Source organism: Delftia sp. HK171 (assembly GCF_001886655.1).
Lineage (GTDB): Bacteria > Pseudomonadota > Gammaproteobacteria > Burkholderiales > Burkholderiaceae_C > Comamonas > Comamonas acidovorans.
In genome coordinates this window covers 4,771,691-4,790,765 of sequence record NZ_CP018101.1, presented here as the reverse complement: position 1 = coordinate 4,790,765, position 19,075 = coordinate 4,771,691, and the positions used below count along the sequence as shown (strand labels likewise).

At 68.5% G+C, this 19,075-nt stretch carries 18 protein-coding genes; 4 read left to right on the top strand and 14 right to left on the bottom strand.

All coding sequences use genetic code 11. The annotated features are described in order from the left end of the window. Positions 1 to 129: 129 nt before the first annotated feature. The 5 genes from BO996_RS21490 to BO996_RS21470 are packed head-to-tail and all read right to left on the bottom strand — an operon-like array spanning position 130 to position 5,499. Complete coding sequence (locus BO996_RS21490) at positions 130 to 1,521, bottom strand: sulfate adenylyltransferase subunit 1 (protein ID WP_071956363.1); 1,392 nt, start codon at positions 1,519 to 1,521, stop codon at positions 130 to 132. Then, a complete protein-coding gene (cysD, locus tag BO996_RS21485; RefSeq protein WP_013801646.1) occupies positions 1,521 to 2,453 on the bottom strand; it encodes a sulfate adenylyltransferase subunit CysD in 933 nt (310 codons plus the stop codon). The genes BO996_RS21490 and cysD overlap by 1 nt, the downstream gene beginning before the upstream one ends. Before the next feature lie 41 nt (positions 2,454 to 2,494). After that, a complete protein-coding gene (locus BO996_RS21480; RefSeq protein WP_013801647.1) occupies positions 2,495 to 3,253 on the bottom strand; it encodes a phosphoadenylyl-sulfate reductase in 759 nt (252 codons plus the stop codon). A 1-nt stretch (position 3,254) separates the two neighbouring features. Then, a complete protein-coding gene (locus tag BO996_RS21475; protein WP_013801648.1) occupies positions 3,255 to 3,638 on the bottom strand; it encodes a DUF934 domain-containing protein in 384 nt (127 codons plus the stop codon). 28 nt (positions 3,639 to 3,666) lie between these two features. Continuing rightward, entirely contained in the window at positions 3,667 to 5,499 is a 1,833-nt protein-coding gene (locus BO996_RS21470; RefSeq protein ID WP_013801649.1) for a nitrite/sulfite reductase, read from the bottom strand. 198 nt (positions 5,500 to 5,697) lie between these two features. Between BO996_RS21470 and BO996_RS21465 the strand changes: the two genes are divergently transcribed. Beyond that, positions 5,698 to 6,798, top strand: coding sequence for a hypothetical protein (locus BO996_RS21465; protein WP_232240398.1), 1,101 nt, complete (start codon positions 5,698 to 5,700; stop codon positions 6,796 to 6,798). On the opposite strand, the gene BO996_RS21460 is transcribed toward BO996_RS21465, so the two are convergent. The 9 genes from BO996_RS21460 to BO996_RS21420 form a co-directional block, all read right to left on the bottom strand. Further along, positions 6,734 to 7,567, bottom strand: coding sequence for an ABC transporter ATP-binding protein (locus BO996_RS21460; protein WP_046985783.1), 834 nt, complete (start codon positions 7,565 to 7,567; stop codon positions 6,734 to 6,736). The two genes, BO996_RS21465 and BO996_RS21460, sit on opposite strands and share 65 nt — an antisense overlap. Next, positions 7,560 to 8,573, bottom strand: coding sequence for a FecCD family ABC transporter permease (locus BO996_RS21455; RefSeq protein ID WP_071956362.1), 1,014 nt, complete (start codon positions 8,571 to 8,573; stop codon positions 7,560 to 7,562). Before BO996_RS21455 ends, BO996_RS21460 begins: the two co-directional genes overlap by 8 nt. Beyond that, on the bottom strand, positions 8,573 to 9,634 hold the full coding sequence (locus tag BO996_RS21450; RefSeq protein WP_071956361.1) for an iron ABC transporter substrate-binding protein: 1,062 nt from the start codon (positions 9,632 to 9,634) through the stop codon (positions 8,573 to 8,575). Before BO996_RS21450 ends, BO996_RS21455 begins: the two co-directional genes overlap by 1 nt. Positions 9,635 to 9,639: 5 nt before the next feature. Beyond that, positions 9,640 to 10,188 (bottom strand): DUF2478 domain-containing protein, encoded by a 549-nt coding sequence (locus tag BO996_RS21445; RefSeq protein ID WP_071956360.1) that lies wholly within the window; start codon positions 10,186 to 10,188, stop codon positions 9,640 to 9,642. 33 nt (positions 10,189 to 10,221) lie between these two features. After that, positions 10,222 to 11,109, bottom strand: coding sequence for a tungsten ABC transporter permease (locus tag BO996_RS21440; protein WP_232240397.1), 888 nt, complete (start codon positions 11,107 to 11,109; stop codon positions 10,222 to 10,224). A 22-nt stretch (positions 11,110 to 11,131) separates the two neighbouring features. Continuing rightward, on the bottom strand, positions 11,132 to 13,213 hold the full coding sequence (locus tag BO996_RS21435; protein WP_071956359.1) for a TonB-dependent receptor plug domain-containing protein: 2,082 nt from the start codon (positions 13,211 to 13,213) through the stop codon (positions 11,132 to 11,134). 191 nt (positions 13,214 to 13,404) lie between these two features. Next, a complete protein-coding gene (mnmC, locus tag BO996_RS21430; RefSeq protein ID WP_071956358.1) occupies positions 13,405 to 15,354 on the bottom strand; it encodes an FAD-dependent 5-carboxymethylaminomethyl-2-thiouridine(34) oxidoreductase MnmC in 1,950 nt (649 codons plus the stop codon). A gap of 15 nt (positions 15,355 to 15,369) precedes the next feature. Continuing rightward, positions 15,370 to 16,038 (bottom strand): trimeric intracellular cation channel family protein, encoded by a 669-nt coding sequence (locus BO996_RS21425; protein WP_012206442.1) that lies wholly within the window; start codon positions 16,036 to 16,038, stop codon positions 15,370 to 15,372. Between the two features lie 172 nt (positions 16,039 to 16,210). Continuing rightward, on the bottom strand, positions 16,211 to 16,483 hold the full coding sequence (locus tag BO996_RS21420) for an oxidative damage protection protein (protein WP_012206441.1): 273 nt from the start codon (positions 16,481 to 16,483) through the stop codon (positions 16,211 to 16,213). A 144-nt stretch (positions 16,484 to 16,627) separates the two neighbouring features. Here BO996_RS21420 and BO996_RS21415 point away from each other — a divergent pair, with 144 nt between their 5' ends. From BO996_RS21415 to BO996_RS21410, 3 genes are all read left to right on the top strand, one after another. Continuing rightward, positions 16,628 to 17,650 (top strand): sulfate ABC transporter substrate-binding protein, encoded by a 1,023-nt coding sequence (locus BO996_RS21415; protein ID WP_013801660.1) that lies wholly within the window; start codon positions 16,628 to 16,630, stop codon positions 17,648 to 17,650. 80 nt (positions 17,651 to 17,730) lie between these two features. Then, positions 17,731 to 17,901 carry a hypothetical protein gene (locus tag BO996_RS29295; protein ID WP_156897997.1) on the top strand — a complete coding sequence of 57 codons (171 nt, stop codon included), beginning with the start codon at positions 17,731 to 17,733 and terminating at the stop codon, positions 17,899 to 17,901. 157 nt (positions 17,902 to 18,058) lie between these two features. Next, positions 18,059 to 19,060 carry a sulfonate ABC transporter substrate-binding protein gene (locus BO996_RS21410; protein ID WP_016448337.1) on the top strand — a complete coding sequence of 334 codons (1,002 nt, stop codon included), beginning with the start codon at positions 18,059 to 18,061 and terminating at the stop codon, positions 19,058 to 19,060. Positions 19,061 to 19,075: the final 15 nt, after the last annotated feature.

The window sequence follows — 19,075 nt, the reverse complement described above, 5'->3', positions numbered from 1 at the left end:
ACCCGGGATTCTAAAATTTTTCAGGAGCCAGTCCCGCACATGGCAAGGATTCTGGCGCGGACTGCTGCGGTTTTCCGAAAGCCCACGAGCCGGCATGTGCCGGCTCGCGAAGCGGGACTGTCCAGTTGCTCAATCCAGCAGTGCAGCGCCTGCGGTAGCGTGGCTGGCCGTGTCCACAAGGATCAGCGCACCCAACTGGCGGGCCTGGGCGAAGGGCGCTGCGGGAATGCTTTCCTGCAGCAGCAGCTCCACGCGGCCGATGGCGTTGGGCTCCAGCTGGGTGGCCTCTTCCTGGGCCAGCGTGTGGATGTTCAGGCGGTGCACCACGCGGCGGGCCTTGACCTTGATCCAGCGGTGGCCGTGCAGCGCCAGGTAGGTGCGGCCGGGGACCAGCGGCTGCTCGTCCATCCAGGCCACGGTGGCGGTCAGCTCGCGCTTGCTGGGCCATGCGGGCTGCGCTTCCTGGGCGTCGAAGTCGTCATCGGCAGCGACCGCTGCAGCCGCAGGGGCTGCGACGAGCCAGTCGCCGCGCGAGACATCGACCTCGCGGTCCAGCGTGATGCCGGCCGACAGGCCTGCGTCGATGGAGCCGGGGACGCGGGCATGGTCCAGCACCTGGGCAATCACGGCCTGCTGGCCGCTGGGCAGGATCTGCACGGCGTCGCCCACGCGTGCGCGGCCTGCGGCCACGCGGCCCCAGAACACGCGGCGGCCCTGGCTGGTATCGGCCGAGGACGAGAATTTCTCCACCCATTGCACGGGGAAGGCCAGCGCCAGGCCGGTGTCGGTCGGCGTGTTGGGCAACTGCTCCAGCAGTTGCAGCAGGCTGGGGCCGTCGTAGCCGGCCCAGCCGGGCTCGGCGTTGACCACATTGAAGCCCTTGAGGGCAGACACAGGTACGGTGGCCGCGGAGGCAATGCCGGCCTCGGCCGTGAAGCGCTCCAGCGCGCCGCGGATGTGGACGAAGGCCTGTTGCGGGTCTTCGACGGCGTCGAGCTTGTTGACGGCAAACACCAGCGAGTGCACGCGCAGCAGGTGGGCCAGCAGGCTGTGGCGGCGCGTCTGCGGCAGCAGGGTGAGCTGCGGGTTCTTCCAGTCGAGCTTGGTGGCATCGACCAGCACCACGGCGGCGTCGGCGCTGCTGGCGGCGGTGACCATGTTGCGCGTGTACTGCTCATGGCCCGGCGCGTCGCCGATGATGAACTTGCGGCTTTCGGTGGCGAAGTAGCGGTAGGCCACGTCGATGGTGATGCCCTGCTCGCGCTCGGCCGACAGGCCGTCGGTCAGCAGCGCCAGGTCGGTCTCGCCGCTCTTGGTGACGCCGGCCAGCTGGTCCTGCAGCACGGCGCGCGTGTCCACCAGCAGGCGGCCGATCAGCGTGCTCTTGCCGTCATCGACGGAGCCGCAGGTGATGAAGCGCAAGGCCGAGGCGTTGGCGGCGGTCTGCTGTGTGGCCTGGCTGGCCTGGGTGGCCGTGGAATCCGCGACGGCTGCGTCGGCGGCAATGCTTGCGGTGGTCATCAGAAATATCCGTCCTTCTTGCGCTTTTCCATGGAGGCGTCGCTGGTCTTGTCGTCCATGCGCGTGGCGCCGCGTTCGCTGACTTCGGCGGCCAGGGTTTCGAGCACGATGTCGGCTGCCGTGGCGGCTTCGCTTTCCACGGGGCAGGTGCAGGTGATGTCGCCCACGGTACGAAAGCGCACGTCGCGCACCACGACTTCCTCGCCGTCGCGTGGGGGCGTGAGTTCGGTCACGGGCACCAGCAGGCCGCGGCGCTCCACCACTTCGCGCTTGTGCGTGTAGTAGATGCTGGGCAGGGCGATCTGCTCGCGCTCGATGTATTGCCAGACATCGAGTTCAGTCCAGTTGCTGATGGGGAACACGCGGAAGTGCTCGCCGGGGGCCAGACGCGTGTTGAACAGCGTCCACAGCTCGGGGCGCTGGGCCTTGGGCTGCCATTGGCCGAAGCTGTCGCGGTGGCTGAAGATGCGTTCCTTGGCGCGGGCCTTTTCCTCGTCGCGGCGCGCGCCGCCGATCAGGGCGTCGAAGCGGAATTCATCGATGGCCTCCAGCAGCGTTACCGACTGGTGGACGTTGCGGCTTTCGCCCGGATGGGCCAGGCGCACGGTGCCGCGTGCCATGGAGTCCTCGACGCTGCGCACGATGAGTTCGGCGCCGAGCTCTTTGGCACGCAGGTCGCGGAAGTCGGTCACTTCCGGGAAGTTGTGGCCGGTGTCGATCATCAGCAGCGGATAGGGGATGCGGCCCTTGCCGAAGGCCTTTTCGGCGCAGCGCAGCATGACCAGCGAGTCCTTGCCGCCCGAAAACAGCAGGGTGGGGCGCTCGAAGGCGGCGGCCACTTCGCGCAGCACGAAGATGGTTTCCTCTTCGAGGGCGTCGAGGTGGCGGTTGCTGAGATGGCTCAGCACGGAGGTGTCCACACGGGCATTCATTTCTTGGTTTCCAATCAAATCGGTGTCAAACCCTGCAGGCTTCACTTCTTGGCATGCAGGCCGCATTCCTTGGCCGCTTCATCCTCCCACCACCAGCGGCCGGCGCGGAAGTCCTCGCCAAGACTGACCGCGCGCGTGCAGGGTGCGCAGCCGATGCTGGGATAGAACTGGTCGTGCAGCGGGTTGTAGTCCACACCATGGCTGGCGATGTAGTGCCAGACATCGCCCTGGGTCCAGTCGGTCAGCGGGTTGAACTTGGTCAGGCCCTTGGTCTCGACCTCGCTGCGGTCCACGGCGGGCACGTCGGCGCGGGCGTTGGACTGCTCGCGGCGCAGGCCCGTGATCCAGGCGCTCTTGCCAGCCAGCGCGCGCGCCAGCGGCTCCATCTTGCGCACGCCGCAGCAGGCCTTGCGCAGCTCGATGCTGCGGTACATGGCGTCCTGGCCGTTGTCGCGGATGAAGTGGATCACCGATTCGAGCTGCGGCCGGTAGACCTTGACGCTCAGGCCGGGCAGCGACTGGGTGCGCTCCAGCAGGGCCAGGGTCTCGGTGTGCAGGGCGCCGGTGTCCAGCACGAAGACGGGGATGTCCAGGCCCAGGCGGTGGATGATGTCGGTGATCACCACATCCTCTGCGCCCAGGCTGGAGGCCTGCGTCACGGCCTCGGCGCCCAGCGCCGCAGCCTCGCGCAGCAGGGCCTCGGTGGCGGCCAGCTTGTCGGCAAAGCCGCTGCTGGCACGGCCGTTGACCTCGGTGGCCTTGGCCGATGCCTGTCGCGACAGAAAGCTTTGCGCACCCATGTCAGGCCGCCTTGACGAAGTGGGGCTCGGGATGGACGGCATCGCCCTGGTAGAAGCCGTGGAAGCGGTCGAGCTGGCGCTGGGCGTCGGCGATGTCCACGCCTTCGCGCAGCACGGCCACGTCGAAGCCGCAGCGCTGCATCTGCACCAGCTGGTCGATCAGCACGTCGCCGGTGGCGCGGATTTCGCCCTGGAAGCCCAGGCGCTTGCGCAGCAGGCGGGCCTGGCTGAAGGCGCGGCCATCGGTGAACTTGGGAAAGTTGAGGTCGATGCGCTGCACGCCGGTCAGATCCAGCGTGAAGGGATCGGCGTCATTGGCCGGGGCGATGATGGTCTGCTGGCCTTCGGCCGGGCTTTGGTGCTCTTGGGTGGCGATGATTTTCATGGGGATCTCCTGCGGCTCTCACCTGGGGTCAGGCGGCCGCCTCCTCGGTGTGCTTGGCGGGGTGGCGGGCGGCATTGCCGGCGGCCTTGAACGGGTCGATGCCCACGCGGCGCACGGTGGCGATGAAGGTCTCGAAACGGCCGCCTTCGCTTTGGCGCTGCTCACGGTAGGTGGCCAGCAGGGCTTCGATCACGCCGGGCACTTCGGCGGCGCTGAACGAGGGGCCGATGATCTTGCCGGGCGTGGCCGGACCGGACAGGTGGGAGCCGTCGGCGCCGCCCAGCGTGATCTGGTACCACTCCTTGCCGTCCTTGTCCACGCCCAGGATGCCGATGTGGCCGCTGTGGTGGTGGCCGCAGCTGTTGATGCAGCCGCTGATGTGCAGGTCGATCTCGCCCAGGTCCCACAGCTCGTCCAGATCCTGGTAGCGCTCGGTGATGGCCTCGGCAATGGGCAGGGAGCGTGCATTGGCCAGCGAGCAGAAGTCGCCGCCAGGGCAGGCGATCATGTCGGTCAGCAGGCCGATGTTGGGCTTGGCCAGGCCCAGGGCCTTGGCCGCCTTGTACAGCTGGGGCAACTGGTCGCGGCGCACCCAGGGCAGCAGCAGGTTCTGCTCGTGGGTGACGCGCATCTCGCCGGCCGAGAACTGGTCGGCCAGCGCGGCGGCGGCATCCATCTGGTCGGCCGTGGCGTCGCCGGGCGCGTAGCCCAGGCGCTTGAACGACAGCAGCACGGCGCGCAGTTGCGGGTGGCGGTGCGGGCGCACGTTGCTGATCAGCCAGCGGCCGAAGTCCTTGTCTTCCTCGGCGGCCGTGCGCAGCAGGGCCAGGGTCTCGGCCTCGGCATTGGCGGGCGACAGGTCCAGCTCGGGCTCGCGGAAATTGGCGGCCACGCGGTCGTACTCGGCTTGCGTGATGGTGTGGGGACCACCCTCGACCTCGACGATCTGGCGGAATTCCTCATCGACTTGGTCGATGAAGTTCTGGCCCTCGGACTTCACGAGGATCTTGATGCGCGCCTTCCAGGCGTTGTCGCGGCGGCCGTAGCGGTTGTAGACGCGGATCACGGCTTCCAGGTAGTTCATCAGCTGGTTCCAGGGCAGGAACTCGCGCAGCACTGGGCTGATGGTGGGCGTGCGGCCCATGCCGCCGCCCACGCGCACCTTGAAGCCCAGCTCGCCAGCCTCGTTCTTGAGCAACTGCAGGCCCACGTCGTACCAGCCCAGCGCGGCGCGGTCTTCCTCGGCGCCGCTGATGGAGACCTTGAACTTGCGCGGCAGGAAGCTGAACTCGGGGTGCAGCGTGCTCCACTGGCGCAGGATTTCGGTGAAGGGGCGGGGGTCGGCGATCTCGTCGATGGCAATGCCCGCCAGCGCGTCGCTGTTGATGTTGCGGATGCAGTTGCCGCTGGTCTGGATGCCGTGCAGGTTGACGCTGGCCAGCAGGTCCATCACGTCGGCGGCCTTGGACAGCGGAATCCAGTTGTATTGGACGTTGGTGCGCGTGGTGAAGTGGCCGTAGCCGAACTTCAGGTCGGAGCCGATGCGGCGGCCGTCGTGCAGCGGGATGTCGCCCAGCCGGTCCTGGGTGGCGCGGGCCTCGGCCAGCAGGGCGGCGTCGGGCTGGTCGTACTCGCGGGCCACGCGGGCCAGAACGCGCAACTGGGCGCTGGACAGTTCGCCGTAGGGCACGGCCACGCGCAGCATGGGCGCGTAGCGCTGCACATACCAGCCGTTTTGCAGGCGCAGGGGCTTGAACTCATCCTCCGAGAGCTTGCCGGCCTGCCAGCGTTCGAGCTGGTCACGGAACTGCTCGGCGCGCAGGCGGATGAACTGTTTGTCGAATTCGGTGTATTGGTACATGGCGCTTCGGATGTGGGGTCTTCGACTGCCGCCAGTGGCGGCGGTGCAGGGGTTCATTGCGTGGCACCGAGGCACTTGCGGGAAACGCGCGCAGAACCCTGCATGGACGGAAATGTAAGCAATGGCCTTATAGAAGCAAACGATTGTTTTGTCCTGCAAGTATGTGGATATGGATATAAGTGAATGGCAGCAGGCTTTGTGGGGCTGGGCATGTCAAACGCATGGGCGGCCGATATGCTTTCCGGCCAGAGGGAGGATTTCAGAATGCGAAACCGTTGTGCCGCCATCGGGCTGGCCTTGGCATTGGCAACTGCTGCTCAGGCGCAGGCCCAGAAGCCGGCACCGCCGCCGTCCCCGTTGTCAGCAGCGCACACAGCTGACACGCCTGAACCCGACGAATCCGCACAGGAATCAGCCTGGGATGCGTATCTGCATCGCGTGGCGGCGCAGTTGGCCGGTTCCGGCAGCGGGCGCGATCTGGCCTTTGCGGCCATCCTGATCAATCTGTCGCCCCGCGACAAAAGCGCTGTCAGCCAGGCCGAGGGCTGGCGCCAGGACGCGCTGGAGCGGGCAGGGCAGGATGCGCTGGCCTATCAACTGCTGGCCTCCAAGGCCCCTGAGGACGAAGGCGAAGTGCGCTCCGAGGCTGCTCGCCGCTGGCTGGCGCTGGAGCCCAGCAATTTCTCTGCGCTGATGCAGCAGGCGCTGGGACCGCAGGAACTGCTGGTTGCAGCGCGCGAAAGCCGCTATGCGGACCTGCACATGTATGACGGCGTGCGCTGGATGCAGTCCGCTTTGCTGCGCCATCCGCCCACGGCACAGGAGCTGCAGGCGCTGGGTGGCAGTCCGAACTACCGGCTCGAGGAAGGCGCGGTGATCACTGCAATAGGTATCTGGACAGCCTTTCCCTTGACGGGCTACAAGGCGCTGCTGGATGCCTGCAAACCCGAAGCGATGGGCAAAACCCCGGCGCGCGAGGCCGACTGCCTGCATGTAGCCCACCTGCTGACGCAGCGCTCATCGACCGTGCTGGACGAGGGCTTTGGGCTGGCGATTCAACGCCGGCTGGCCAAAACCCCGACCGAGCGCGCCGCGGCCCAGGCCCGGCGCCGCCAGTTGGAGTGGCTGATGCAAGCGTCCGCCCCGCTCGGCATGCAGGACGGAGGAGCCCAGTTTGCCCGGCTGCTGGCCGATCCTTCCATCCACAGCGAGCAGCAATTGCTGCAGCGCTTGCTCAAGGATGCAGGCCGGCCCTTGACGCCGCCGCCGTGCTGGAAGTGGCGCCCGCCCAGACCTTAGGGATTGCCGGCAGCCGCGCCGCCACCGCCGCCTCGCTCACCCCATAGAGCGCAGCCAGCGCGGCCGGTGTCGCCACTTGCGCCGCCGCACCGCAGGCCTGCAGGCCGCCGCGGCCCAGCAGGGCGATGCGGTCGGCCACCTGCAGCGCATGCTCGGGCTGGTGGGTGGACAGCAGCACGGCCATGCCGCGTGCACGCAGCGCGGCAATCTGGTCCAGCACGCGGATCTGGTTGCCGAAGTCCAGGCTGGCCGTGGGCTCGTCCATGACCAGCAGCGCGGGCTCCTGGGCCAGGGCGCGTGCGATCAGCACCAGCTGGCGCTCGCCGCCGCTCAGCTCGGTGTAGGGGCGCAGCGCCAGATGGGCGATGCCCAACTGCTCCAGGCAGCCCAGCGCCAGGGCACGGTCGGCACTTGAAGGCCGGGCCAGCGCAGGCAGGCGCGCGGCACGGCCCATGAGCACCATGTCCAGCGCTTCGAAGCCGAAGACGCCGGCCTGCGCCTGGGGCACATAGCCCACGCGCCGCGCAAACTCGGCTCGCGGCCAGCTGTGCACGGGCTGGCCCTGCACGCGCACCTCGCCGGCCAGCGGCGCCAGCAGGCCCAGCACGGTGCGGAACAGCGTGGTCTTGCCGCAGCCGTTGGGGCCCAGCAGGCACAGCACCTCGCCTGCGGTGATGGCCAGGTCCAGCCCCTGGCTGACGCGCCGGCGCCCATGGCCCGTGGCCAGGGCCAGCGTCTGCAGCACGGGTGGGGCCTGCACTTCAGTCATTGCGCCCCGTGCGCGACAGCAGGTAAAGAAAGAAGGGCGCGCCGACCAGGGCCGTGAGAATGCCCAGCGGCAGCTCGATGCGTGCCGCGCTGCGCGCCAGCGTGTCGGCCGCAACCACGAAGCCCGCGCCCAGCAGCGCCGAGGCCGGCAGCAGGCGCACGAAATTGGGGCCGACCAGCAGGCGCGCCACATGCGGCACCACCAGCCCCACCCAGCCGACGATGCCGGCCAGCGACACGGCCGCCGCCGTGCCCAGCGTGGCACAGGCCACCAGCAGCAGGCGCAGGCGTGCCACGGGCACGCCCAGGGCCAGCGCCTCCTCGTCGGGCAGGCCCAGCAGGTTGATGCGCCAGCGCAGCAGCATCAGGGGCAGCAGGGCGCACAGCATCACGGGTGCCGTGGCACCCAGCTCGGGCAGGGTCACGGCGCTCAGGCCGCCCATGAGCCAGAAGGTGATGGATGGCAGCTGCGTATTGGGGTCGGCCAGCGTCTTGACCAGTGCGATGCCCGCGCCCAGCAGCGCGCCCAGCGCAATGCCGGCCAGCACCAGAACCAGCACCGGGTCATGCCGGCGCACGCTGGCGCTGATGGTCACCACCACGGCCACTGCGGCCAGCCCGCCACCACAGGCCAGGGCCTGAACGGCCGCCATGGACCAGCCCAGGAAGATGCCCAGCACCGCGCCCAGGCCGGCACCGGCCGAGACGCCCAGGATGTCGGGCGAGACCAGCGGGTTGCGGAACATGCCCTGGTAGGCTGCGCCTGCCGCCGCCAGCGTGGCGCCCACGGCCAGGCCTGCGGCGATGCGTGGCAGGCGGATGTTCCAGAGCACGGTCTCGGCGCTGGCGGACAAGGGGGACGCCGTGCCCGTGGCGCGCGCCAGCAGCGACTGCCACAGCTGCTGCGGCGCGATGGAGAACTGACCCACCGCCAGCGCCCACAGCAGCACGGCGGCCAGCAAGGCCAGCGCGAGCACCCAACCCATGCGGCGGCCTGTGGCAAGCATCAACGCGCAGTCTCCATCAGCCTGCCCAGCGCTGCGGGCGACAGGTCGGCGCCATAGAACAGGCGGTAGAAGTCGCGCACCTCGCGTTCCAACGGCGGCAGTCCCTGCAGGGCCGGCGCCTGTGGGTGGAGTTTTTCCAGCAGCCAGCGCACACCGATCAGCCGGTTGACGCCGGGCGGACCATCCAGCCAGCCGAAGGGCCAGACCGGCGCGCAGTGCACGCGGCCCGAGCGCACGGCGGCCAAGCCGCGCCACAGCGGGTCCTGGCGCATGCGCTCGGCAAGGCCGGGTTCCTGCGTGACGATGACCTGCGGGTCCCAGGCCAGGATCTGCTCCATGGACACGCGCGTGAGCCCGCCACGCCCTGCATCGGCGGCCACATTGCGCCCGCCCGCATATTCGACGGCTTCCACATTGATGGAGCCCGCCAGCCCCGTTTCCAGGCCGTTGGCGCTGCGCGCGAAGTACACGCGCGGGCGCTCGGCCGGTGCCAGGCCCTGGGTGGCACGCTGAGCCAGCGCCGCCACGGCATCGGCATGGCGGGCCAGGGTTTCGCCACGTGCGGCCTCGCCCAGCAAGGCGCCAACCTCGCGCAACTGGCGTGCGTGGTCGGCCAGCGAGCCCTGGATCAGCACGCAGGGCAGGCCGGTCTGGCGCGCCAGCCGCTCGGTGGCCGAGATGTAGGTGGCATCGGCCGTGCCGGCGTCCAGCACCAGGTCGGGCTGCAGCTTCAGCAGCGACTCCAGCGGCATGGTGCTGCCGCGCCCGGACAGGCGGCCCAGATGCGGCAGCGCCTGCAGTGTGGGCCCCAGATAGGCGCGCGAGACATCGTCCAGCTGCTGGGGCCAGCCCAGCAGCTTGTGCGGTGCCAGCGTGGCCACCAGCACGCCTGCGGGCGGGCCGGCAGCAAACACCCGGCGCAGTTTGGTCGCGTCCGGTATCTGGCCTATGCGCGCGGCAATGGTCGTGGTCTGGGCATGGCCGGGAACAAGAGCCGATGAGGCCAGTGCCGCCATGGCCTGGCCCAGCCAGCGGCGGCGGGTGAACAGAAGATCGGTCATGAAAGTCAGGGGATGGGGCTGGCGCGGCCACGGCGCTCAAGCTGTGCCTGGCACCATTGCTCTATCTGCACCTCATCGGCTGCCAGCTCGGCATGCAGGCTGCCGGTGTACCTGCGCCAGTCTTCAAGATGGCGGGCCGCGACGGCCGTGAGCACGGGCGTGCCGGCCTCGACAAAGGCCGCGAATTCGGCGGCAAAGCCCTGGCCCGAGGCCTCGACGATGCCGAAGCGGTTGATCACCACCAGATCCACGCCATCGTCCAGCGCCTGGCGCAGCACGGCGCTGGCCTGGGCCAGGGCCTGGGGGTTGAGACTGCAGGCGCGCGAGGCGCAGCCCAGGTCCTGGGATAGCTCGAATTGGCGGTCACTGCGCAGGTCGAACAGCTGCATGCGCTTGTTGCCGTTGGCATAGCGGTCCTGGCGATGCACCAGCCCGCCCACGCGCCAGCCCGCGCCTTGCAGGCGGCGTGCCACGCGTTCGAGCAGCAGCTCCATTGCATGCTCGTCGTCGGGATGGACCAGGGCGGCCAGGGGCAGGGTGGCAGGTGAGTTCATGGCATGCGGTGCTTGTGGAATCCAGGCAGGTTTTTACTCCTGGCCGCCGCCGGTGTCGTTGACCAGGGGCATGCTGTCGCGCCCGAAGATCCAGGGACCTCCGGCTGCCACATTGGCCAGCGCCAGTTCCTGCTGGCCCGGTGCGGACAGCAGATGCTCGGCCAGCCGTTGCGCGCTGCGGCGCTGGCCAGCGTCGGCCGGATGGCGCGGCCCGGGCGTGAGCAGCACATAGGGCCGGCGCATCAGCGGGTCGCCGTGCAGCAGCAGCTCGATGCCGGGCGCGCCCATCTTGCCGAAATGCAGCGGGATATGGCCAACCACGGCATAGGCCTGGAGCTCGGCCGCCAACTGCAGCACGGCCTGGGGGCGCGGCCCGGTATCGGCGCGCAGCCAGCGGGCGTCCGGCCGTATGCCGGCGCGGCGCCACAGCCGCTGGACCACGGTATAGCTGCCGGGGTCGCGCAGCGCGATGAAGGGCGAGCCGCTGGCAACGATGCGGCGCATGGCCTGCACCCCATCGGCCGCACTACGCACCCCGGCCGGATCATGCGCTGGGCCGGCGAACACATGCTCGTTCCAGCCCCAGACCCGCGCGGCCGATGCCAGGCCGGCAGCCTCCAGCGACATGGCTTCGTCGCTGGCGTGGATGAGCAGCAGCTGGGCGCGGCCCTGGGCCATGGCGGGGATCACGCCCTCCTTGGGCGCGGCAACGGCGGTGCGCACGGACAGGCCCAGGCTGCGGCCCGCCGCGTCGGCCAGGCGCGGCCACACACCGCACAACGACAGGCCGCCGACCACGGCCACGTCGACGCTGACAGCTTCTGCCGGCAGGCTGGCGCAGCCGCTCAGGGCTGCCAGCGCGGGCAGGGCGCCCAGCAGGCGGCGGCGAGCGTGGCAGATCGGTTCCATGAAATCGGGCACGGGCACAGTCTCCGACCCGGTTTCAGAAGCGATAGCCCAGGTTGACATACCAGCTGCGGCCCGGCATGGGCAGGCCGTCATCGAACTGGTACCACTTGTCGCCGATATTGGCCACGCCGAAGTCCACGGTGATGTCGCTGCGCGGCTTGTAGCGTGCGCGCAGGTTGGCAATGCCGTAGCCGGGCAGCTTGAGCGTCTGCAGCTGGCCGCTGCCCGACAGCGGCACGTAGCGGCCCTTCTCGGTCTCGACCTCGGCATTGAATTCCCACTGCGCCAGCGGACGCCACTGGACACCGGCCAGCAGGCGGTGGCGCGGCGTGTTGGTCAGCGTGATGCTGGAGTCGCTGGTGTTGCGGCGGTTCAGATAGGTGTAGCCGGCGTTCACGCCCCATTGCGCGGACAGTTGCTGGGCCAGGGACAGCTCCATGCCGATGTTGCGCGTGCGCCCCACGTTCTGCGCCTGGTTGCAGGTGGTGCCGCCGCATTCGGCCGAGGCCACGACCACGGTCTGGATCTGGTTGCGCACGCGGCTGTAGAACAGCGCGGCCAGGCCCTGGCCGCCCTGCCAGGGCGAGCCGCTGACGCCCAGCTCCAAGTGGTTGGCCGTCTCGGGCTGCAGGTCGGGGTTGGCCAGGGCCGTGCCCATGCGTGCCGAGTAGCGGTCCTTGATGGTGGGAAAGCGCGTCTTGTGCGAGGCGATGAAATACGCCTCGCTGCCGCCGCCCAGCGCATAGCCGAGCTTGGCCACGCCATTGGTGGCGCTGGCGGAGCCCGTGGGCCACTGGTAGACCTCGCGCGCATCGCGCTGGTCGTGGCTGAGCGCCAGGTTCAGGCTCCAGCGCTCGGCCAGGGAGATCGTGTCCTCGATCACCAGGGAGCGCGTCACGTCGCGGTAGTGCTTGCTGGGGTCCTTGGCCGAGGCAGCGTCGGTGTGCTCGTCGATCTTGTAGTGCGCGCCCAGGCGCAGCGCATGGCCCTTGAAACTGTAGTTGGCCCACTCGACGCTGGCGCCCTGGCTCACGTCCTTGTAGCTGCTGGTGGGGTCATGGCGCGAGTAGCTCGCGTCCGTGTACATGTCCAGGCCGTTTTGGTAGGTGTCGTGGTAGATGCGTGTCTTGAGCAGGTTGTCGGCATTGATGCGCGTGGTGCTCAGAAAGTACACGCTGTCCTTGTCCCAGTAGGGCCAGCGCCAGTAGCGGATGACGTTCTTGCCCGTGGCGCTGCCGGTATACACGGGGTTGCCCTTCTCGCCTTCCTGGCGCACATAGCCCAGCGCGTATTCGTCCGTGGCATTGGGCGTCAGGCCCAGCTTGAACGACAGCCGCTTGTCCGTGCGGTAGGCGTTGTCGCGGTAGTTGCCCGTGTCGGTGGGCTGCTTCTTGAAGTCCTTGAAGCCCTTGGGCAGCGGAAAACTGTCCGCGTCCAGGTAGGAGGCGCCCAGCTGGTAGTACCAGGTGCCCAGGTTGCCGCCCAGGTTCACGGCGGCCTTGCGTTCGCCGCCTGCGCCTGCGCCGATGCGCGCATCGCCCTCGAACGATTTGACGGGCTTGCGCGTGACCAGGTTGATGGCGCCGCCCAGCGTATTGGGGCCATACATCAGCGAGGCGCCGGCCTTGGCCACGCGGATCTCGGACAGGTCGAAGGTGGTGAAGCGGCCGAAGTCCACATAGCCGTCATAGGGCACGTACAGCGGCACGCCGTCCACGAAGACCGGCACCTGGCGCGGATCGAAGCCGCGCAGGTAAATCATTTCCTCGTTGCGATTGTTGCGCGACAGCGTGGCGCCCGGCAGCAGGCGCACGGCGTCGGCCACGGTGTCGGCATTGCGCTGGCGCATCTCGGCGGCGCCCAGTCGCTGTTCATCGCCGGATATGGCCTCTGCCTCATCACGCGCACCGTGCACATCGACCGTGCCCAGCTGGAAGGTCTGCGAAGCCGGTGCTGCAGGTGCACCCGATTGGGCCTCGACCTGGGCTTGCGCCTGCGTGCTGGCGGCCAGGCCTGCGAGCAGCAGGGCTTGTGTCAGTGCGGAGCGAAGGCGGAACGAGGGTGAGCAGAGGGCGGGTGAAGATGCGGGAGCGCAGGAGCGGGGCTGGCGGGTCACGGTTTCAGGTTCTTGTGTGGTTGAACGCGGGGAGCGGCTGGTTGTTTCCTTTTGAAAACAGGTTCCGGATTCTAGCGATATGCACTAGCAAACATAACGAGTGACAAAAAACCGTCTGCGGGAAGACTCGGGTTTTCTTTCAGGCCGTTGTGTGAATGCCCGGCCGTCCAGCGGCCGGGCGGTTCAACGGCTCAGCGCCTGCGGCCCAGGCGTTCGCTGGCCAGGGCAGCCGCCAGCCTGGCATCCAGGGGCAGCGGTTCGTCGTGCAGGCGTGCTGCCAGCAGTTCGCCGCACAGCAGCGACAGGGTGAGCCCGCGCGAGCCCATGGCCGTCAGCGCCCACAGGCCGGGAGCCTGATCGGACACCGGTCCGACCACGGGCAGCCGGTCTGGCGAGGCCACGCGCACGGCGCCCCAGGTGGCGCGCGGTGGCGCGTCGAAGAAGCCTTGCAGGCCCTGGTAGGCACGTGGCAGCAGCTGCGCCAGCTTGGCGCCATTGGCTGCATGGGCGGCGGCCTGGTCTTCGGGACTTGGCGGCAGCACGGTCTCGTCGCGCTCGAAGGTCGATCCCATGACCCAGCCTGGCCCGGCTGCATCGCCGGGCAGCGGCATGGCAGGCACCAGGTTGCCATGGCCGTTGACGGGAAAGGGCGGCATGGCCTGTGCGCTGGCTGGGGTGTGCACATCCCAGCTGACCTGGCCGCGTATGGGCTGCAGCGGCCAGGTGGCCTGCGCACCCAGGCTGCGCTCCAGCAGCGTATTGGTTGCGGGGCCCAGTGCGAGAACGACCAGTTCAGCCTCGGCCAGCAGATTGCCCTGTGCATCCAGGGCCTGCCAGACGGGCGCGCCACCGGCTGTGTCGGTGCATGCAAGACGCGCCACGCAGGCGCGGCCCTGCCAGCGCACGCCGGGCAGCGCCAGCTGCGCCTGCACCAGCCGCGCCGGGCGCACCCAGCCGGCCTGCGCATGCCAGCAGGCCGGGGCGTCGGCGGGCAGGCCGGCCGCCGAGAGTTGATCGGCGCTTGCGGGCCGGCTCCAGTGGTCGCCAGGGCCGGGGGATTGCCAGTCGCGCGGCAGCCGCGGGGCGGCTTCCACGCCGTGCTCCAGCACGCCGGTATCGCACCAGTCCGTGCCCGGTTGCAGCAGGCCCTGGCCGGAGAGCATTTGCAGCTGCGCCAGGGTCAGGCGTGCGCCGTCGCGGCTCAGGCGGGACAGCAGGCTGTCATCGGGCGAGACATGGGGGCAGAACAGGCCCGCGGGCAGGGCCGAGGCGCCTGCTGCAGGCGCCTCGGCAGCATCCAGCACGGTGACCTGCCAGCCACGGCGCGACAGGCTGGCGGCGGCGGCCGCACCGGCGATGCCTGCACCTAGCACCATGCAGCGCCGTGGGGTGATGGCTTCCTGCGGCTGTGCACGCGGCCCGCGCGGCCCGCGCGGCCCACGCGGTTGCCAGGCCGGGTCAAACACGGCATGCAGGTTGTGGCGCTTGGGGCGCACGCCATCCACCTTGCGGACCTGAAAGCCGTGCTGGGCCAGGCCATCGCGCACCGTGCGCGCCACGCACCAGGTGGACAGCTGCGTACCGCGCCGGCAATGGCGCGCCAGCGCGCGCAGGGTATCGGCACTCCAGAGGTCGGGGTTGAGTTCCGGCGTGAAGCCGTCCAGGTAGATGCTGTCGGCCGTCAGCTGCTGGCGCCTCAGCATGGCCTGGGCATCACCGATGTACAGCGTCAGCAGCACGCGGCCCTGCTCGAAGGCGAGGCGGTGCACGCCGGGCAGCAGGCCCTGGAACCGGGTGGCCAGCTCCTCGGCCAGCAGGCGCAATCCTGGCTCGCGCGGCATGGCCTGGCGCATGGCGTCGGCACTGACGGGAAAGGCCTCGGCCGAGACGAAATGCAGCAGCCTCGGGCGCCGGGGATCGGCCTTCCAGGCTTCCCAGGCCACGAGGAAATTCAGCCCGAACCCGAAACCGGTCTCCAGGATGCGCCATTGCGGCGCATCGGCCCAGGCCGCCGGCAGGCCGCAGCCGCCCAGAAAGACATGGCGGGCCTGGTCCAGGCCGCCGAGTTCGCTGTGGTAGCGGTCGCCGAAGCGCGGGCTGTAGGGCGTGCCATCGGGCAGCCAGTCAATGGGTTCGGACATGGGCAAGGGGCAGAACTACTCCTCCCAGCGCTGCTGGTAGGAGAACACGGGCAGCCGCCACTTGAAGCGGATGGCAGCCAGGCGCAGCGTGAGTCCGCCGGCAAAGCAGACGACGGTGCTGAGGTTGGAGCCCACTTCCAGCGTGCGCAGTCCCAGGAACAGCAGGCACACGGCCAGCGACACGCTGGCGTACAGCTCGCGCCGGAAGACGACCGGCACCTGGTTGCACAGCACGTCGCGCAGAATGCCGCCGCTGATGCCGGTCAGCATGCCCGACATCACCACCACCACGGGCGGGTAGCCAAGCTCCAGCGCCACGTTGCAGCCGATCAGCGAGAAGGCGATCAGCCCCATGGCGTCCAGCAGCAGAAAGACCTGCTTGAGATGGTGCATGTGGCGTGCCACGACGATGGTCAGCAGCCCGGCCGAGATGACCAGGTAGACATATTCAGGGTGCTGCGTCCAGCCGATGGGGTAGTGGCCCAGCACCATGTCGCGGATGGTGCCGCCGCCCAGCGCGGTGACGAAGGCGATCACGGCCACGCCGAAGATGTCCATGTTGCGCCGGCCCGCCGCCAGCGCGCCCGACATGGCTTCGGCCGTGATGGCCACGAGGTAGATCACCAGCATGACGGTGAACTGCGATGCCTGGAACGATTCCAGCAGGGAGACGGATGGAAGCACGGAAAACCTCGGGTGAAGACCGGCCCGCGCCGCAGGGTGTGCGGCCACTGCGCCGTCCAGCGCAAGAAGGCGGGCATTGTAGGCGGTCTCTGGGCGGCGGCCGTTTGCGGCACCGCAAATGAAACCGCCCCCGGCGCGGTGCGACGGGGGCGGTGAAAGGGCGCGAAGCGGCTCAGGCCGTAGGAGGCACGTAGCCGGCCGCCGCATCGGCGCCGCCGCCGAAGAAGTGGTTTTCCATCTGGCGGGCCAGGTACTGGCGGGCGCGGGCGTCGGCCAGGTTCAGGCGGTTTTCGTTGACCAGCATCGTCTGGTGCTTGAGCCAGTCGGCCCAGGCCTGCTTGCTCACGCCTTCAAAAATGCGCTTGCCCAGCTCGCCGGGGTAGGGCGGGAAATCCAGGCCTTCAGCGTCAACGCCAAGCTTGATGCAGTGAACGGTACGTGCCATGGGGAATTGAGTCCTTGTCTTGTGGAGATTCAGATGTTTTGGGAATAACAAACTGAAATCTTATTGGTTTGAGTTTTAAGAGTTGACTTTGAGAATGCTTTCCACGGCACCAGACCGTCGTCTCCACTCTCTACCGACACTCCAATGAAAATTCGCCGCCACTTTATCAAGTTTCCTGTCGCCGCCGGCCTGATCGCGGGCTTGACCCTGTCGGCTCTGCCGGCGTTGGCCCAGTCGGTGCAACTGCTCAATGTCTCCTACGATCCGACGCGCGAGCTGTACGTGGAATACAACCAGGCCTTCGCCAAGCACTGGAAGGCCAAGAGCGGCCAGGACGTGAGCGTCAAGCAGTCGCATGGCGGCTCGGGCAAGCAGGCGCGTTCCATCATCGACGGCATCGACGCCGACGTGGCCACGCTGGCGCTGGCCGGCGACATCGACGCCCTGGTCAAGAACGGCAACCTGCTCAAGGCCGACTGGCAAAAGCGCCTGCCGCACAACTCGGCGCCCTACAGCTCCACCATCGTCTTCCTGGTGAAGAAGGGCAATCCCAAGAACCTCAAGGACTGGGACGACCTGGTCAAGCCCGGCGTGCAGGTGATCACGCCCAACCCCAAGACCAGCGGCGGTGCGCGCTGGAACTACCTGGCCGCCTGGGAATTCGCCAAGCGCAAGTACGGCGGCGACGCACAGGCCAAGGACTTCATCGGCAAGCTGTTCAAGAACGTGCCCGTGCTGGACACCGGCGCGCGCGGCGCCACCATCACCTTCGTGCAGCGCGGCGTGGGCGATGTGCTGCTGGCCTGGGAGAACGAGGCCTTCCTGGCACTCAAGGAGTTCGGTCCCGAGAAGTTCCAGATCGTCGTGCCTTCGCTGTCCATCCTGGCCGAGCCTTCGGTGGCCGTGGTCGACAAGGTCGTGGACAAGAAGGGCACACGCGCCGTGGCCGAGGAGTACCTGAAGTACCTGTACTCCGAGGAAGGCCAGCGCATCGCCGGCCGCAACTACTACCGTCCCACGGATGCCAAGGTCAAGGCCGAGTTTGCGGACAAGTTCCCCAAGCTGGAGCTGGTCACCATCGACCAGGCCTTCGGCGGCTGGGCCAAGGCCGACAAGGACCACTTTGCCGACGGCGGCAGCTTCGACCAGATCTACACCAAGAAGTGAGTGCGGCGCGCCGGCCCGGCCGGCGCCTACCCACTGATTCACCCGCTTTCCCAGACCCCTGCCAACCCCCACGATCCGCCATGTCCATCTTCCTGACCTCCCGCCACTCTTTGCAGGCCGCGCGCCGCACGACGCAGGCAGGCGTGCGGATGCACAAGGCAGGAGTGGCAGGCAAGGCAGGCGTGGTGGCATCCAGCTCTTTTCCTCGCTTCGAGACCATGGCCTTCGCCAGCCGGCGATGTAGCACCTGACGACTCCGTGCGGCGCGTCTGCAGGCCTGGTCCTGCAGGCGGCTGCCCCTTGCTCCGCCTTCCCTTTTTTTGTTTTCTGGCTGCATGCCGCGCGCATGCATGGGCAGCGCTTTGCCTGCGCCACGCACCACGCACCACTCTTCCAAGGATGTCCGTCATGGTCTCGTTCGATTCTTTCCCCCGACACACAGCCAACTGGCGCCGACGCCAACTGCTGGGCGCGGGTCTTGCCGCAGCAGTCGCCACGGTGGGCGGCCCGGCCCTGGCCCAGGACAAGGCGGGTGACCGCGTGCTGCGCGTGGGCCACCAAAAGGGCTGGCTGTCCATCCTGAAGAGCCGGGGCACGCTGGAAAAGCGGCTGGCGCCGCTGGGCGTATCCGTGCGCTGGATCGAGTTCAACGCCGGCCCCGTGCAGTTGGAGGCGCTGAACGTGGGCTCCATCGACTTCGGCGATGTGGGCGAGGCCCCTCCCATCTTTGCGCAGGCCGCAGGCGCACCCCTGGTCTATGCGGGCGCCACCGTGCCGCGCCCCGGGCTGGAGGCGGTGATCGTGCCCAAGGATTCGCCCATCCGCAGCGTGCAGGACCTCAAGGGCAAGCGCGTGGCCTACAACAAGGGCTCGAACGTGCAGTACTTCCTGGTCAAGCTGCTGGAAAAGCACGGCCTGAAGTACGGCGATGTGCAGTCCGTCTTCCTGGCGCCGGCCGATGCGCGCGCCGCCTTCGAGCGCGGCTCCGTCGATGCCTGGCTGATCTGGGACCCCTTCCTGGCTGCCGCGCAAAAGACGCTGGACGCCCGCCTGCTGGCCGATGCCACGGGCGTGGTCAACAACCGCGCCTACTACTTCACCTCGCGCGATTTCGCCACGCGCAATGCCGATGTGCTGCGCATTGCCATCGAAGAGGTCGATGGGATTGACCGCTGGGCCTCGAAGAACCAGACGGCGGCGGCCGCCGAGCTGTCCAGCATCCTGGGCCTGGACAAGTCCATCACCGAGCTGTACCTGAGCCGTGCCCGCTTCGGCACCTCGTCCGTGACGCGCGAGATCCTGGCCGAGCAGCAGCAGATCGCCGACACCTTCTTCGAGCTCAAGCTCATCCCCCGCAAGCTCAACCTGCTGCATGCCGCGCCCGTGGACCTGATCGCGTCGCGCCCCTGAGCCCACTGCAAGGAG